This window comes from Treponema sp. Marseille-Q3903 (assembly GCF_014334335.1).
Taxonomy (GTDB): domain Bacteria; phylum Spirochaetota; class Spirochaetia; order Treponematales; family Treponemataceae; genus Treponema_D.
Genome location: NZ_JACSEU010000001.1, coordinates 1,506,966 through 1,524,165, shown reverse-complemented (window position 1 = coordinate 1,524,165; position 17,200 = coordinate 1,506,966). Strand labels below are relative to the sequence as shown.

General features: G+C 34.9%; 14 protein-coding genes. 7 read left to right on the top strand and 7 right to left on the bottom strand.

Annotated elements, in window-relative coordinates; translation table 11 throughout:
* The first annotated feature begins 126 nt into the window (after positions 1–126).
* The 5 genes from H9I37_RS06910 to H9I37_RS06890 all read left to right on the top strand — a co-directional run bounded on the left by H9I37_RS06910 (position 127) and on the right by H9I37_RS06890 (position 6,743).
* Positions 127–846, top strand: a complete 720-nt coding sequence (locus H9I37_RS06910) for a tetratricopeptide repeat protein (protein WP_187381721.1) — start codon at positions 127–129, stop codon at positions 844–846.
* Between the two features lie 141 nt (positions 847–987).
* Positions 988–4,206, top strand: a complete 3,219-nt coding sequence (gene ileS / locus H9I37_RS06905) for an isoleucine--tRNA ligase (protein WP_187381720.1) — start codon at positions 988–990, stop codon at positions 4,204–4,206.
* The gene (locus H9I37_RS06900) at positions 4,193–5,086 is read left to right on the top strand and encodes a hypothetical protein (protein WP_187381719.1); all 894 of its coding nucleotides are present in this window, start codon (positions 4,193–4,195) and stop codon (positions 5,084–5,086) included. The genes ileS and H9I37_RS06900 overlap by 14 nt, the downstream gene beginning before the upstream one ends.
* 24 nt (positions 5,087–5,110) lie before the next feature.
* On the top strand, positions 5,111–6,145 hold the full coding sequence (locus H9I37_RS06895) for a uracil phosphoribosyltransferase (protein ID WP_187381718.1): 1,035 nt from the start codon (positions 5,111–5,113) through the stop codon (positions 6,143–6,145).
* Complete coding sequence (locus H9I37_RS06890) at positions 6,132–6,743, top strand: tetratricopeptide repeat protein (RefSeq protein ID WP_187381717.1); 612 nt, start codon at positions 6,132–6,134, stop codon at positions 6,741–6,743. Before H9I37_RS06895 ends, H9I37_RS06890 begins: the two co-directional genes overlap by 14 nt.
* Here the strand turns inward: H9I37_RS06890 and H9I37_RS06885 are convergent.
* From H9I37_RS06885 to H9I37_RS06865, 5 genes are read right to left on the bottom strand one after another with little or no spacing between them, the layout of a single operon-like run.
* Positions 6,740–8,107, bottom strand: a complete 1,368-nt coding sequence (locus H9I37_RS06885; RefSeq protein WP_187381716.1) for a GGDEF domain-containing protein — start codon at positions 8,105–8,107, stop codon at positions 6,740–6,742. The two genes, H9I37_RS06890 and H9I37_RS06885, sit on opposite strands and share 4 nt — an antisense overlap.
* Positions 8,108–8,111: 4 nt before the next feature.
* On the bottom strand, positions 8,112–9,596 hold the full coding sequence (locus tag H9I37_RS06880) for a 6-hydroxymethylpterin diphosphokinase MptE-like protein (RefSeq protein ID WP_187381715.1): 1,485 nt from the start codon (positions 9,594–9,596) through the stop codon (positions 8,112–8,114).
* Positions 9,583–11,067, bottom strand: coding sequence for a 6-hydroxymethylpterin diphosphokinase MptE-like protein (locus H9I37_RS06875; protein ID WP_187381714.1), 1,485 nt, complete (start codon positions 11,065–11,067; stop codon positions 9,583–9,585). Before H9I37_RS06875 ends, H9I37_RS06880 begins: the two co-directional genes overlap by 14 nt.
* Positions 11,068–11,069: 2 nt before the next feature.
* Complete coding sequence (locus H9I37_RS06870) at positions 11,070–11,864, bottom strand: hypothetical protein (RefSeq protein ID WP_187381713.1); 795 nt, start codon at positions 11,862–11,864, stop codon at positions 11,070–11,072.
* Entirely contained in the window at positions 11,864–14,356 is a 2,493-nt protein-coding gene (locus H9I37_RS06865) for a midas domain-containing protein (protein WP_187381712.1), read from the bottom strand. Before H9I37_RS06865 ends, H9I37_RS06870 begins: the two co-directional genes overlap by 1 nt.
* Before the next feature lie 166 nt (positions 14,357–14,522).
* Between H9I37_RS06865 and H9I37_RS06860 the strand changes: the two genes are divergently transcribed.
* On the top strand, positions 14,523–15,020 hold the full coding sequence (locus H9I37_RS06860; RefSeq protein WP_187381711.1) for a septum formation initiator family protein: 498 nt from the start codon (positions 14,523–14,525) through the stop codon (positions 15,018–15,020).
* Here the strand turns inward: H9I37_RS06860 and H9I37_RS06855 are convergent.
* Together H9I37_RS06855 and smpB are read right to left on the bottom strand one after the other, a co-directional pair.
* Positions 15,017–15,913: a TP0183 family DNA metabolism protein gene (locus H9I37_RS06855; RefSeq protein ID WP_486389518.1), complete on the bottom strand. Its 897-nt coding sequence runs from the start codon at positions 15,911–15,913 to the stop codon at positions 15,017–15,019. The two genes, H9I37_RS06860 and H9I37_RS06855, sit on opposite strands and share 4 nt — an antisense overlap.
* A gap of 24 nt (positions 15,914–15,937) precedes the next feature.
* Positions 15,938–16,399, bottom strand: a complete 462-nt coding sequence (smpB, locus tag H9I37_RS06850) for an SsrA-binding protein SmpB (protein WP_187381709.1) — start codon at positions 16,397–16,399, stop codon at positions 15,938–15,940.
* Positions 16,400–16,493: 94 nt separating this feature from the next.
* Between smpB and lepB the strand changes: the two genes are divergently transcribed.
* Complete coding sequence (gene lepB / locus H9I37_RS06845) at positions 16,494–17,192, top strand: signal peptidase I (RefSeq protein WP_187381708.1); 699 nt, start codon at positions 16,494–16,496, stop codon at positions 17,190–17,192.
* Positions 17,193–17,200 lie beyond the last annotated feature (8 nt).

Sequence of the window (17,200 nt, the reverse complement as noted above, 5' to 3'; positions counted from 1 at the left end):
ACTATGAGCAACTTTCGTTTTTTTAAGTCTTTTTTTTTATCAAGTTTATTTATTTTTATTTTGAATTTTAATCTATTTTGTAACAAAAACATCTCTGAAAAAGCTGAAAGCTATATAGATTCTTTTATGAATTTTCGTGTGGAATTGACGCAGTTCAAGGACAAAAGCTTTGCAGCTGAAGAACTTGAAAAATATCGCATTCAAAATGCTTACACCGATTTTTCCGAACAGGAAAAGCTGATAATCGATTCATTTTATCTTTTGGAAAAATACAATTATATTTGGGAAAACAAAGAAAATGACAAATATCTCCAAAACGCTCTGCTTTCCCAAATGGATGAAAATTTCAAATTTATTTCAGAAAACAATGGCAATGTAAATGAATGGCTTTATGTTATCACAGCTGATACGATTTCGTGCTATATGTCTTACAGTCCTGTCAGCGGTGCAATAAAATATGGGACAAAGGTAAAAGAGTTTTACGAAGAATGCTTGAAATTAGACGCAGAAAATTCTTACTGTCTCACACATATCGGGCAGTGGTATTTTTGGGCTCCGGGGATTGCAGGTGGAAGCGGAAAAAAAGCATTGCATTATTTTGAAAAAGGTTTGAATGCTGCAAAAAACAATGCTGAGAAATTTTACGCTTTGATATTTTTATCGCAGTTTTTATATGAAAATAAAGATAAATCAGATGCTCAAAATTATCTTGACTCTGCAAAAGCGTTGTTTCCAAAAAGTGTATATTTGAATGAAATACAAGAATACAACAATAAAGGATATTCTCTTTTTTCTTACAGCAAAAAAAAGGCAAAAGATGAAAACAGAGTAGAAAAATCTTATTAGAAAATCCGATTTTTTGAAAAATCTGTTTCATTTTTACGCATTCAACTTTTTGCACGATTATAGAATAAACAAAAAAAAAATGATACTATCAGTAAATTACATATAATTCAAAATATTAAGTATGATGACAAGGACGCAAGCATGAGTTTTAAACCGGTTGATCCGAAAGTTAATTTTTCAAAACAGGAAGAAAGTGTATTAAAATTTTGGCAAGATAATGATATTTTCAAAAAGTCTATCAGCCAACGTGAAGGTGCAGAGGATTTTGTATTTTTTGATGGACCTCCGTTTGCAACCGGACTTCCGCACTTTGGGCATTTTATTCCATCTACTATAAAAGACATCATCCCACGATATCAGACAATGAAAGGCAAAAAAGTCGAACGCCGGTTCGGTTGGGACTGCCATGGACTTCCTGTTGAAAACCTAATTGAAAAAGAGCTTGGAATAAACTCAAAGCACGAGATTGAAGAGCTTGGCGTAGATAAATTCAACGACGCTTGCAAGGCATCTGTACTTCGTTATACAGCTGAATGGCGTAAAACGATCACAAGGATGGGGCGTTGGGTTGATTTTGACAATGATTATAAAACGATGAGTCCACAATACATGGAATCAATCTGGTGGATTGCAAAAGCTTTGTGGGATAAAAAACTTATCTATGAAGGAAAATATATTCTTCCGTATTGCCCACGTTGCTCAACAGTCCTTTCTACACACGAGCTTGCTCAAGGTTACAAAGATGTAAACGATATGACTGTTACAGTCAGATTTAAAATAACTAAAGCTCCAGCTGGTGTAAACGATCCTGATATGGCAAACGGTAAAACTTATTTTATCGCATGGACGACAACACCTTGGACGCTTCCTTCAAATTTGGGGCTTTGTATGGGACCTGAGCTCGATTACGTCAAAATCCGCGATAAGGAATCCGGCGAATATTATATTTTTGCAGAAGCTCGTCTTTCGGCTTATTACAAAGACCCTGAGGCTTACGAGATAATCTACCGTCACAAAGGTAAAGATTTTATTGGAGCTCGTTATGAGCCTTTGTTCCCTTATTTTGCAAAATATGCTGATGCTGCAACTTGCGAGCGTGATTCAAAACAAAAATGTACCGAAGGAGCTTTCCGTGTATTAAATGCAGACTACGTTTCTACAGAAGACGGTACCGGCATCGTCCACATTGCCCCTGCTTTCGGTGAAGACGACCACATAGTTTTTACAGGTTCCGGAATTCCTGAAGTTGAACCGATTGACGCAGAATGTAAATTTACGAAAGAAGTTCCCGATTATGAAGGACGCTTTGTAAAAGATTGTGATAAAGACATAATGGATCGACTTAAAAAAGAAAATAAATTGATAAAAAAAGAACAGCACATGCACTCTTATCCACATTGCTGGAGGTGCGGTTCACCGTTGATTTACCGCGGAATCTCTTCGTGGTTTATAAAAGTTGGAGAACATCACGACGAACTTTTGCGTGCAAACTCTAAGATTAAATGGCAACCTTCACATATAAAAGATGGTCGCTTTGGAAAATGGCTTGCAAATTCCCGCGACTGGGCTGTTAGCCGCAATCGTTACTGGGGTAATCCGATACCGATTTGGAAATGTGACAACCCTAAATGTAAAAATGTACTTTGTGTAGGAAGCAGACAGGAACTTGCAGATTTGTCCGGAACGTATCCTGATGATTTACACAAGCAGTTCGTAGATAAAATCACAATTCAGTGCAAAAAATGTGGCGGCACAATGCATCGTATACCTGAAGTTTTTGACTGCTGGTTCGAATCGGGAAGCATGCCTTACGCGCAACAACATTATCCTTTTGAAAATAAAGAATATTTTGAATCACATTTTCCTGCGGACTTTATCTCCGAAGGTCTCGACCAGACTCGAGGTTGGTTTTACACGCTGACAGTTTTGGCAGCATTGTTGTTTGACAAACCTGCTTTCCAAAACTGTATTGTAAACGGACTTGTCCTTGCATCAGACGGTCGCAAGATGTCTAAATCTTTGAGAAATTACACAGATCCTGTTGAGGCAATCGAAAAATTCGGCGCAGATGCACTACGACTGTTTTTGATTCACTCAGCTGTAGTAAAAGCAGATGACCTTCGTTATTCAGATGACGGTGTTCGCGATGTTTTAAAATCTATCATAATTCCATGGTGGAACTCTTATTCATTCTTTGTAACTTATGCTAATATCGACAACGCAAAGCCTACCGGACACATGTTCGACAGCAACTTGCCTTCAAATCCGCTTGACGCATGGCTTTTATCTATTACGCAAACTTTAGTCGAAGATGTTACAAAAGCGCTCGACGATTATGATTTATCCGCAGCGATTGACCCGATTGTTAAGTTTATAGATCAACTCAACAACTGGTATATCCGCAGAAGCCGCCGTCGTTTTTGGAAATCGGAAAATGACAGCGACAAAGCAGAAGCTTATGAATCACTGTATATAGCTTTGAAAACTCTTTCAGAAGTCTCGGCGCCATTTGTTCCATTTATAACTGAAGAGATGTACCAAAATCTAAAAAATCCTGAAGACAAAGAATCTGTTCACCTTTGCGATTATCCGACTTCGAATAAAAATTGGAAAAATGAAGGGCTTGAATTTAAGATGGCAACTGTACAAAAAGCTGTTTCAATGGGGCACAGTTTGCGCAATCAGTTCAATTTAAAAAATCGTCAGCCGCTCGCTTCTGTCGCATTGGTCACTCGTAACCCTGAAGAAAAAGCAGTTCTTGCTGAAATGCAGGACACAATCAGTGAAGAGTTGAACGTCAAAAAAGTTGAATTCCACGACCGTGAAGATGAACTTGTAGAATACAAAGCAAAAGCAAATTTTAAAGTTCTTGGGAAAGAGCTCGGGCAAAAAATGAAAGCGACTGCCGCCGTCATTCAGACTTTGACAAACGATCAGATTGCTGCAATCCTCGACGGAAAACCTCTTTCGATCGACGTTGATGGAACAAAAGTTGACTTAGATACAGAAAAAGTTATCGTCGAACGTTTTGAAAAAGATGATTTGAAAGTTATAAACGATGGAACTTTGACAGTCGGGCTCGAAACTAAAGTCACAGATGAATTAAAAAAAGAAGGCTATATTCGCGACTTGATTCGCGGTATTCAGAACAAGCGTAAGGAAAATGGATACAACGTTACAGACAGAATCAAGATTGAGCTTTCTGGAGATGCTGACCTCAAGTCGGCATACATGATGTTCGAAAGTTTTATTTCTAATGAGACTTTGGCTTGTTCAATCAAATGGGCTTCCTCTTTGTCCGATGCGACAGAAGTAGAAGCTGATGATAAAAAATGGAGTTTTGTAATTGCTAAAGCATAAATCTAATTTATTTATAATACTCGTCGCTCTTATTTTTGTTATTGTGGCGAGTGCGACAAGCTGTAAAACGCTTCCTCAAGGAAGAAAAGTAGATGCAATTGAATTGCTCGATGATCGAAGTGCATTTTATATTGCGATTCCAAAAAAAGCCGATTCAGACTTGATTGAAAGAATTATCGAGAATAATATCGATAAAATTCCCGAATCACAAGCAAAGGCAATCGCTCAAAGAATTGATAAAGCATATATCGGAATCAATCGTTCGAGAAATGTTTTGGAATTTCAAGCAGCTATAGATGCTTCGATTCCGCTTAATTATATTCCAAAAGTCTTAAATGAAAAAAACGGCTGGGAAGTTTCAAAATACGCTCCTGAGCAATCGCAGTCTGTTTATCCGGTTTACAAAAGTAAGATTTCAATATCATTTCCAGAATCAAAAATTGTGTGTCTTGGAAGGAATGTAAATTACATGATTGACCGCTACGATATGCTTTGTAAAATGCCTGAAGATACTGAAAATCAAATATATTCTGAATTGGACGAGCAGCTGATCGATTATCTTAAATCTGCGGAAGACGAAATAAGATTTTTTGCGAACAAGCCTCAATCTTTTTTGACGATTTTAACGGGTACAAATCTCGACCTAAAATTGTTTGATGTGAAAGGTTTTTTTGTTACAGACCCGAATTTTGATTCACAATATCTTTTAAGCTTGGAATTTAATTTTAAAAATGAAAAGTTTTTAAAAGTCGGCAGAGGGCTCTTGATCCTTGCTTTCGGTCTTACTGATTCACAGGAAGAGATTATTGGAAACAACGTCTTAAAAATCAACGGAATCAGAATAGATAAAAATCAACTTTACAAAGTTCTTGTATTATAAGATCATTATATAAAGGGGAATTATATGACAGATAACAAAATCATTCTTAAAGCTGAAGACTTAGATGGTTATTTGACTGCGGAAGACAGCGCAGATCTTCACAAACTTGACGCTATGTTCAAAGAAACTATGAAATACTTTGAGCCGCTCGACAAAAAAAAGGTTATTGAAGGCTACGACAAGCTCGGGCATGAAATGCAGAATATCTGTGCAAAACATCCAAACATCAAAGTATTTTCTTTTGTAACAGAAGAAAGTGCTCACGCAGAATGTTCACGAGTGATTTCAAAACTCCGAGATGAAAATACAGATCATCAAGAATTTATGTATTACAGTCAACGTGCATACGAAATGCTTTTTAAAATGGCATATATTGATCAACACAGCGACAAAAAAGGATACATGTTCGTAAAAACTCCAGTTCGTTTTCCTGTTCAGAACTACGCTGTCCACAAAATTCCCGATATAGACCACAAAATTGAAAATTCCGTGATGTGCGTTATGCTTCGTGGAGCGCTTTTACCGAGCATGATAATGTCAAAGGAGATTCAGGCATATTCATCGCACAAATACCAAACTCCATTTGCCTTGTTCAAGATTTCACGCAACGATACTAAAAATGAGTCAAATATGGAATATATCATGGATTTGAACAAGTCGTTTTTTAATCTCGAGCAACTCGACGGAAAAGATTTGATTTTTGCCGACCCGATGAACGCTACAGGCGGCTCTCTCGTCACTGTAGTAAAATATCTTCAAAGTCAGGGCGTAAAACCAAAATCTATTTCATTTTTTAATACAATTTCAACTTTGAAAGGAAGCATACGCGTAACTAGAGCGCTTGAAAACTGTACTTGCTACACACTTTGGATGGACCCTGTGATGAACGAAAAAGCGTACATAATGCCGGGACTTGGAGATGCTGGAGATCGTCTAAACGGATGCGACACACAAGATGCTCCAAGAAATATGATTCAGCTGATTGCAGACTACGGACACAATATTTCAGGTTTATACAAATCTCAGCTCTATGAAATTGAAAAGATTGTACTTGGTTAATATATTAACCGTCCTCGTAATTGCAGTATTTTTTTCATGCGCGAGTATCCCAACTCCTGTTCCTGGACAGGAGTATGCAAAAGTTCAAAACATCTATGCGGAATATATAAACATAGGCGACACTTATTTTAAACTTGAAGATTATTCCAACGCATCTAATTATTATGAAAAAGCTATGCGTAATAAAAAACTTTATTGGACAGCTTTTTATAAGCTTGCAAAATGTTATTCATATCTTTCTAAATGGGACGACGCATTGCCTATGTATAAGATAATGCTCAAACGAGACCCAAAAAATGCCTCAATAAAAGCAAGCATTGCATATATTTATTCAATGCAGGGCAATTATAAAAATGCAAAAGAATCTTACAAGCTCCTTGTAGAAGAACAACCGGAAAATTCGCAGTTTCTTGAAAATTATATAGCGGTTATTCTTGCTGATGAAAAAAACTTTAAAAAAAATGAAGAGCTTTATATTTCACTGATGGAAACTCTCAAGACAGATTTTGCAGACAGCAAGAATATTGAAAGATTTGAGGAATCTTATAAGAAGCTAAAAGGTGAAGTGAAGACTGAAAATCAGGCTCCTGTTTCTTAATTTTGTTCAAGAAACTTCCTGTATTTTTCAGAATCGACTTTAAATGCAATTACAGGAGAGTCTTTTTCTCTTAAAGAATGTTCAAGCGCTTGTGTTGCTTCAAGCAAAATCCTTTCACCAGATACAATCCTGATTGAACGAGACGAAATCCCGATGTTGCATCTATCTTTTTCAATCATGTCAGAAATATCTTCGTAAATTTTATCTGCAAAAATCAAGGCCTCTTCTATATCTGTGCTCAGTTTTATGCACACAATACAGTCATCTTTGTATTCAAAAATCAAATCTTTGAACTGAAACTGAATCGAAAGATAATTACAAACATTTTTAAACTTTTCTGTAGAGTGATTTTCCCCAGAGATTTTTATAACAAAGATAGATAGGTCGATTTCAGATGCTATAGCCCTGTCTATCTCGTTATCGAGGCGTGTCATCAAATACAATTCCCATCCGATTCCTGTTTCAGGATCAAATAAACCGGAAGGAGAATTGTTTTCTTTAATTTCAAGCGGCTCAACCTCTGCATATGGCAGTTCCGCTTTTTGTTGAGATTCATCGAGCTGTTGATATTCTTCTGATTGTTGCTGAGTTTTTTCGGAGCTTAATTGCGGAACATCTTCTGTTTTTGTAAGCGATTCGTCAACTTCCTGTTTTTGTTCTAAACAATCTATCTCTTTTGTCGTTTCTATTGCAGTTTCACTTGTCGCTTCTGTTTGCATATCGTCGTTTTTATCTGAAATTGACTGTTCATCATTCAAATCGATAGTTGCATTTTCATCATCTTTTAAATAATCTTCATCTGAATCCGCATATTTATTTTCTTCAGATAGCTGATCATTTTTTTCCTCTTCATTCTCAAATTCCGATTTTGATTCGGTCATGCCGATGTAAACAATCATTATGATTGTGATAACTGTGATGATTAAAACGATGAGGAACGACGTTCTCGCGTAATAATAAACAGATGATGGTTTTATAAGATAGATATTTGCAGCGATTTTGTAATATGTATCGTTGATTTTAATCAATGACTGAAAAGGTTTTGTCAGTTTTGATTCAGTTTCTTTTTTTTTTGTTCCGGTCGGGTAGAGGAGAATCGAATTATTATCTTCTCTAATCTCAATATATGAAAAATCAGCTCCATCTCCAATCATTTTTTTTATTGAAATCAAAGCCTGTTCCGATGTCTGTTCTTGATTTGAAAACGCTCTATCAACAGTTGTAACCAAGTATTTATATTTTTTTTCAGCTCTGTTTTGATTGAATGAATATTCGCTGTAAAGATTATATCCGAAAAAACAGATGGAAAAGACAAAAATTAATGAAGCGAACACACTGTAAATAATGATAAATCGATTTTTCATGTGTTTAATTATAGCTGACAATAGAAGAGTATGCAAGATTTAAGAATTTCCATGCAGCAAAATCGTTGTTGTCAATTCCTTTTCTTAGCCATGCGATGTAAGGAAGCAGTGGAGTTTCTAGCTGTTCTGGCGCAGTTTTTTTTATCAGTTCTATAAAGTCGCTGTAATTAAACTTAAAACTTTTAACGCAATCATTTTTTTTACAGAAACTGTTTTTCAGATTATACACGTTGTTCTTCAATTCAAATAAAATGTTCCTCTCAAGAAGATATTTTTCCATCGACGTTTTGTAAGCGTTTAATATATCTGTCGATGTCATGCCGTCTTTTTGCACAAGTTTTGTCCTGTACATCAACTTGCTGTAATAGAATTCATTTGTTTTTATTTTGTCGGACGAAAAATCGTTTAGCTTTTCAAGATACGTTCCTTTTGCGTACGATTTACCTTTTGAATAAGCGAAGTCTGCTCCATAAATTTTTATATTCTTAAATCCTGATTTCACGGCAAAATCTATTGCGGAAATAGTCACAGTTCCCGAACCAGAAAATAAGAATGGAAATTGTGATCCGCAAAAGATATTAGCAAAAGAGCTCAAAGGGTGTCCGCTTATAAAAAATGAAACTTTTCCGTGTTTATTAAAAATGTATTTTGCGGCAGAAAAATTACTGCACAAGTCAAATGCAAATATCGTTTTAGAAGAAATGATTGAGGTGCAAAAATGGTTATAGGAAACGCTCTGACCGTCAATAGAAATAACTACATCAGGGCGAATATCATTTTTAATCAAAGTCTGATATGCAGTATCTGTGGAAATGATAAAAAGCTCATTGTTATCTTTCAATTGTGCAATTGTTTTATCTAAAGAAGGTCCTGCAGCGACTATGGCAGCAGTTTTTTTCTCATCGATAGAAAAACTGTTTACTTTAGCTATTTCATCTTCCGACATTTTTGACATCAGTTTTAAATTGTTGATTATGTTTGTCTGCCATATTTTTCCAAAATGAGACTGCACAGAATAATCTGCCGAAACGAGACCGATTGCACAGTTTATTGTTTTTTGAATTTGCGGAATAAAAGTAGCATTTTCTTGAAGCCAGTTTTTCTGTTCTATTATTTTCAATTCTCCATATTTTGCCGGAAGATAATTGTCAAGAATAGCCTGTGGCAGAGACGCAAGATTTTCAAAAAAAATATTTTTATTCTCGGATAATTTTTTTATAACCGGAAGCTGTTTTAGAAAAAATACATCATCTTCTGAAATTTCAAAACAGATGATTTTTGCATTCGGGTATGATTCTGAAAGTTTTTTTATTAAAATACCGCTCCCGATTCCAGTAACCAAGAAAAAATTATAATTTTTGTTTAGAGATTTGCAGATATTTTCTGCGTCCCTTTCAGGATTATATCTTGATTCCATTGTTTTTCCGCTTTGAAAAACAGGTATTTGAGTTCCATTTTTTGCAGTTTCTATAGATTTATATATACTCATCGAATATTTTCCGTATTTTCGCAGATAATTGTGCTGTTTCTTTTTCAATTTTCGTCTTGAGTTCTACAGAATCAGGCTGATGAAGAAGTACAGTGTAGTCGAGAGGAAAAAGCTGTTTTATCGTTTCTTTTGAATCAAAAATTAAATTGATTTTTTTTATTATTTTTGGGAAGTCTTTTTCGGCGCTCTGATGCGTCAAAACTTCTTTATTTTCCGACGTTATTTTTTTTGAATAAATGTCTTTTGCTGCATATTCAAACTGGGAGCGGTTTATGTCTTTTACCTGCCCAAGACTGTTTTTTTTATATTTTTCTTCGATGATTCGATATACATTTCGTCCTTTTAAATCAAAGTTTTCAAACCACGATTTATATATGTCTAGGCTTCCTTTTGAATATTCACTTTGAACAGAACGCAGTTCAAAAGACATTAAAAAATTATCTGTTAAACAATTATTATCTTCGATTTCATTCGGATAGCAGTGTTGCCTCCCTTTTTGGTTTGACATATCGAGTCCGCAAAAAAAGATATCTTTATCGCTGTTTGCTAATGCAAAGCAAAGTGCTGTTCCGCTGACTGTCCCATTCCGTTCGGCTTTTGCAAATTTAATGCCGGAATCTTCTAACAGCTTTGAAGAAAGCCCATCTCCGTAATCAAGCGGCAAAATTTTATTGCCGGTCAGTATATTCTTTTTGCAAAATGATTCTGAAGGCAGTGCTAATGGAATATTTTTTTTGTTTAATTTTTTCAGGTGTTCGCCAGCCCAATATCCTCCGTCTGTAGAAAGGCACAAATCAGGAATAATATCGTTGTGAAGGCAAACTGTTATTGCAGAAGAAAGACAGATGATGTAAAAAATCTGACGGTATTTTTTTATCAATTCAATCGAATCAAAAAGGCTTGGTCCAGACGAAATTATCAATATGTTTTTGTCGATTTTTGAATTTAAAAAAAGCGGTTTTTTTATATATCTGATAAAATTGCATGCGTTTATGAGCCATTTTTTTTCAAAATACTGGCGCGTTATCAATAGAGTTTTAGAGCGTTCGAGTGTTTTTTTTATTATTATATTTGTTTCTTCACATATTTTTGAATATATTTTTGAAGAAGGAACCCAGTTTAAAAAAAATGAACTGAGCAGCAGCTCTTCGCTGAATGAGTTTACAAGTTTTTTTTCAAAATCAAATTCGAATGCGTTGAGAACAAAGTCATATTGAAAATCGTAATCGCTAAAATCGCTGGAAAAGTGAATTACACAAAACTTTGAAGAAGGAAATTTCTCTTTTAAAAAAGACAAAATATATGGAATCCCTGGTTCAAGTATAAAAAAAATAAGCGGAATCCAAGATATTTGCAGCTGCTCTATAAAGCGCTCTGCTTCTTTTGATGGATTGTATGATGAATTTATAAACAGTCCGTTTACTGAAGCTGTCTTCTCGCCGTTTTTTGCATTTTGAAATAAAACTTCCAAAATTATTCCACCTTTAGAAAAGCTGAAACTTCATCAAAAGAATCTGTTTTACCGATAAAATCAATTTTTAATGATTTTGCCAAAGTAGCTGATACGTCTTTGTAGTTTTCAACAATGTGTGATATCAGTAAGGTTGACGGAAAATCTGACTGCAATGAAAAAACTGCAAGAATGTTTTTATTATTTTCGACTGAGATTCCGGGTTTTTCAAAAAAGCAACTCAATCTGTTTTTTATTTCATTTTCAAGCGCTTTCTTTGCTAGAGTTTTGATATCGTCATGGCTTGAAAATTTTTGATTTATAAAATTATTTACAGCTTCGCTTAAGTGTATTTTAAACATAAAAAAAGAATGATTTGGTTGATTTTTTTGGGGAAGCAAAATATTTTTTGAACTATTTTTTAAAGTTTGCTGAAAGTCGGAAATAATTTTATCATCGAGTTTTTTGTTGCAGCAGACGATTATCTTGTCGTCGCATTTGTTTTTATAGACTGAAACAGATGTTATGTCATCTTTGATTTCAAAAGAAAAAAATTGCAAAAAAGGGGAGATTGAATTTTCATCAGCAGAAAAACTATATATCATTTCTGTTTTTGGGCAGATGCCGTTCCAAAAATCAACAGTTGAAAATGAAGAGATTATAGAATCGAAGTCAAAACCAATGCTGTCAGATATAAAATATTTATCACAAACTTTGTCAAAAACGGCACAGATTTTAAGAGAATGTTTACTAATCAGTTCAAAAAAAGAAAGACCGTCTTCTAATTCAAGAAGACTGGCCTTTGTGAGCAACCCCATTAGTTCAAACCTAATTCATTGAACAATTTTTTGTAAGTTACAAATTCATCTGATTTAGCAAATTCAATAATCTTTTCTTCAGGGAGATTTTCGAGCAACTGATCCATGTAAAGAAGAACTGATTTTATATCCTGCTTAAGGTCAGAATTGTCGGCTTTTGCTTCAGATGAATCGTTTTCATCTGAAGCTCTTTCTGCAGAAAGAAAATTGATATTGCTGTCTGTAAGGTTGTTATCAAGATTATCAACTTCTAAAAAGTCATCTTCCGTATCGTCGCTCTCAGGGATATCGACCGAAGTCTCTTCAATGACAGGTTCTGCTTGTTCTTCGTCAACAGTTACAGTCTCTTCACTTGGTCGTTTCTCCGAGTCGGAAGAGAGCAGTTTGTCTACAGTAGGGATGTCGTCATCCGAACTGTTTTCGTCATCTTTTTTATCGCTGTCATCAATGCCGTTTTCTTCAGTTCTTTCGGCATTTTCTTCAACTGCATCTTCAGGAAGAGCCTCTGGAATGTCTTCAGTATCAACTATCTCTGTCTGTTCTTCCTGATTAAAAGTTTCTGTACTATCTTTTACGGAATCCATAAAATCAGAAGAATTAGATTCGACAAACATGTCATCATCTTTTTGAATTGAAATTTCACTCGGTAAATCTTCGGCGTCTTCTTCAAAATCTTCTATGTTGCTTTCTACTGTCGTTTCATCGATTTCCGGTTCTTCAAGATTTTCATCTGAAAATTTGAAATCTATATCATTTTGTGTATCGGAATCGTCAGAATCAAAGACAGGAGCATCTTCAATTTCTGTATTTGCGTCGGATGTCTGGTCAATGAATTTTTCGTCTTCGGAAATTGTTGTTGCATCAATTACAGGCTCATCAATTGTGTTGAGATCTTTAATGTCATCGTCAATTTCCGAATCTTCGCCGACTGGTTCTGCAGCGAGAGGCTCCTCATTGCTATCTTCAACATTCGGTGTTTTTCCTGTAGAGACATCTTCAACCGGACCAAAATCCGCAGTATTGAAAATATTGTTCAATTCATCGCCTGACAACGCAATTGTGTCGTCTTCATCATCGGAACTGAAAAAACCGCCTTCATTTTTTTCTTCAGATGTGTCATCGTTTTCTTTTTCAGAAAATTCTTGTTTTGATGCGTGCTCTTCCGATTTTATGTCTTCGATGTTTTTCTTCAAAACATTCATTTCATTTTTTAAGCTTGAAAGTTCTGAAACAATTTGTTCAAGGAGCGAATTATCGACTTTTGTCGTTTTTTCAGATTCAGCAGTTTTTGAAGGCTGCTCGTCTGTTTGTTTAACTTCATTTACAACAGGGGCGGAAGCTGTGTCTTCATCTCCTACAGAAAGGTCATAATCGATAATTTTATCTTTTGCTTTAGAAGCTTCAACATCTTGTGTAATCGGAATTTCTTCTGCATTTGCATCGATACCGAAGTCAGAAAGGTCGATTTCTTCTGTCGAACCATCATCTGATTCCATATTTACTGTTTCGTTTGCAAAATCATCAAAAGGAACTTCTGTTTCTGTCGCAGAGCTTTCTTGGGGTTCAGAACTTTCTGTGCTTTCGATGTCATCGGCAGTATCCATATTTTCATAAGAGTCATCGTCTATGATACTGTCTTCTGTTTTTATTTCATCTTCCGAATCATCAAACGATATGTCCATATCAAGAGGAGGTTCGTCTTCAATTGTATTGTCTTCTTTAGGAGAATCAGGTGCAGATGAAAATGAATCGTCGTCCATAAAGTCGTCAAGAGAAAGTTCTTCGGTTTCACTCTCTGTTGAGACAGGCTCATTTCCAGCTTCATATCCATTGTTTCCTGAGGCAACAGATTCATCAGAAAAACCTCCATCCATAAAGTCGTCAAGAGAAATCTCTTCTTCTGCATTGTCTTCTTCTGCATTGTCTTCTTCTGTATCTTCTGCTGCAGTGTCAATTGAGTCTGTAGTTTCTGTGACTTCGTCTAAATCAAACGAGTCTGTTTTGTGCCCGCTTTCTTCTTCTTTGTTTTCTTCTTCGTCTGCTTCTTCTGCTACCGGCTCATCAGAAGAGTTGGTGTCTTCCAAATATGTATCAAAATCATCTAACTCAACTTCAGATGAATCTGAAATTGTATCGGTTACGTCTACATCGCTGTCGTCTATTTTTTCATCATGTTCTTTTAGCGGTGTCTCAACTTGTTCAACTGATACATCTTCATTTTCTGTTATATTTGTAAGTTCATCAGTGCTGAGAGTTGTGCTGCCAGTATCAAAAATATCTATTTTAGTCTCTGTCGAAAATTGTGAATCATCTTTAAACATATCCGAAAAGTCAGAATCATCAAAGTCCGGTAAATCTAAAGTTCCGTCATCTAAAGTCAAATCATCTGTTTTATTTTCTTCGTTGTCAAAAATTTTGTCATTTTCAGTTGAGTTTTTTACCCAGACACCGTAACTTTCAAGTTCATTTGTATTATCGTCAGATTTACCCATAAAATTCCTCTCATTGAGATAAAAATATTCATTTAAATTATCGGAATAAATATTCTAAAAATTTAGATAAAATTCTTATCTGTGTTGTTAAATAGAAAGTATACGTATTATAACATAACTTTTTCTTTCAGAAAATAGAAATCGTTGCCGATAATCAATTTATATTATGAAACGCGCTAAATATTTGTTTGTTATATTTTTTAGTGTTTTAGTTTACGTATTATTTTCTGTTTTATTTGGGCAAAACAGCTTTCGCTGTTATTCAAAAATGGAAGAACAGAAAAGACTTATCAGTATACGTTGTTCTGAAATTCAAAATATAAATAGCGAACTTGCACTTGAATTGACTGCTCTCCAAAACGACAAAGCTGTGATTGCGGCTTACGCTCGTAAACTTGATTACGTCAGCGACGGCGAAAAACTCGTAAAAGTGAAAGGATTAAAACCTGCACAGACAACGTTATATGACATTGGAACTGTGCTGCGCCATCAGGAAGCTGAATATATTTCTGAAAAAACTTGCAAAATAATCGGTATATTTTTTTTCTTTGGTATACTTGTAATTTTTATTCTCTATGACATCAATTGCGGAAACATAACAACTTCTAAAAATAAAAAGCCGATAGTGACAGGAATCCCTATCTACGATCTACAGCAGATTTAATTTATCTTTATCCATTTGTCATCTGTCGAAGTTTCTTTGTAAGAATCCCCATCAGGACCGAGCGAATTTTTATTTCCGATAAGAGTGTTCGAATCTATTACGTTGAGCGTCCATGTTATCGGAGGAGCGGAAACTGCGGCTGCAAGAGCGACATTGCGCGGAAGCTCTGGATAAAAAGAAGCGTTTGAACGACCTTTTTGTGTGATGATTATTTTCTGGTTGTTTGTGTTGCTCAATTCCACAGAGATATTCATTGAGGCTCCATTTTTGAAAATCACAAAACCGCGACCGCCTCTCAAAATTACAATTTTATTTATATTGCTGTCTATTGAATTCCACGTTCCTGATAAGTTTTCTGTTGAGTCAATTTTTATTTTTATTGAAAAGTCTTTGTCCGGCTGATTTTTTTCTTTTGTATTTTCATTTGCCGATGCTGTTTTTATTTCACTTTTATTTTCGATTAACAGTCTTATAGTTTCCTGAAGAGTGTTTTTTGGTTCCATCAGTATTTTATAAAAAGAATCATATTGTTTGTTTTGTGAATGTTCTTCATTTTTTGCTTTGTCAATAACATGAAAAATTGCATTCCATTTTTCAGAATTGGCATCTTTTTTTATTGTTGTATAAAATGAAAGGGCACTTTTTGATAAAGATGAAAAATCAGGTGGCGAAGATTGGACTGAAGCGGTTCTTTTATCGGAAACTGAAAAATTGTTGATTTCTGAAAGTTGAGTGAAGTACAGATCGCTTGTCATTTTTGACATATTTGAATCGAGATCTTCAGAGACAATCCCGTAATAGTCGATATAAAAAGTTTGAGCAAATAAAGAGTTTCCCAAAAAAAATATAAGTGAAAATAGAGCTGTCTTAAAATATTTTACATTTATTTTCAACTAAACCCAAACCTTATATAAAAATCATCCTCGCAATCTATTCGAGAATTCTCGCTGTATTTCGCGCTGAACATCGCGGTCTTTTATTGCAGCTTTTTTATCAAATTGTTTTTTACCTTTGCAAACGCCTAGAGTCATTTTTACAAGTCCATCTTTTAGATAAAAATTGAGCGGAATTAAAGTGTAGCCTTTTTCTTCGACTTTTCGTGTCAATTTTTTTATCTCTTCTCTGTGCAAAAGCAATTTTTTCGGTCTGTCAGGGTTGTGATTAAAAACAGAAGAAAAAGAATATTCTGAAATGTGAAAGTTTTTTACCCAGACTTCTCCGTTGATTATCTCGGCGAATGAATCGGGAAACGAGATATTCCCGTTTTTTACGGATTTTACTTCTGTTCCTTCAAGAGCAATTCCGCATTCGTAACGCTCTTCAATAAAGTAGTCAAATCCGGCTTTTCTGTTTTCTGCTATGACTTTTCTGTCCGACATACTCGATTATTATAAACTATACATTAATTGATTACAAGATAAGTTGAAAGTAAGCAATCTTTATGATATTTTATGAAAATACAGGAAAATAAAAGTGAGTCAGAAATTAGTTCAGTTTTCATACCAATTAAAAAAAGAAAATCAGAGAAAAATCAGCTCGTGGATATTGTTTTTTATTTTTCTTTGTATATTTATAAACGTTATCCTTTCATTTTTTTTCTATCCAGTAAATCAAAAATCAGTTTCAATGATTCCAGACGTTCCTTCTAATTCTTTTATTATGGTTTCTCCTGCGATGAAATCTATGAATCGCGGTGATGTCGTTTTGATGAAACCAAGAAACAATCTGAAATTCGGTAAATTTCACATCCTTTGTATAAAAATTGTGAAGTTGTTTACAGGACAACAAATAAATCCAGATGAAAGCGCTTTAAAACCGTCAACAAAATCTCATTTACGGCGAATCGTTGCAATTCCCGGAGATACGATATATATGCGCGACTATGTTTTGTATATTAAGCCTGCCGGTGAAAAACATTTTTTGACAGAATTTGAGACGACAAAGAAAGCGTATAATGTGACGTTTTTTACAGCAACTTCAGACTGGGAAAGCGACATCGGAGTAAAAGGAGCGTTTGGAGAAGTTACATTGGCAGATGATGAATATTTTGTGTTAGCGGATAATAGAAAATCATCAGACGATTCTCGTTTGTGGGGAATGGTAAAGAAAAGTGATATCGCTGCACGTGCACTGCTGTGCTATTTCCCATTTAATAAGTTTAGGGTTTATTAAAAAATAGA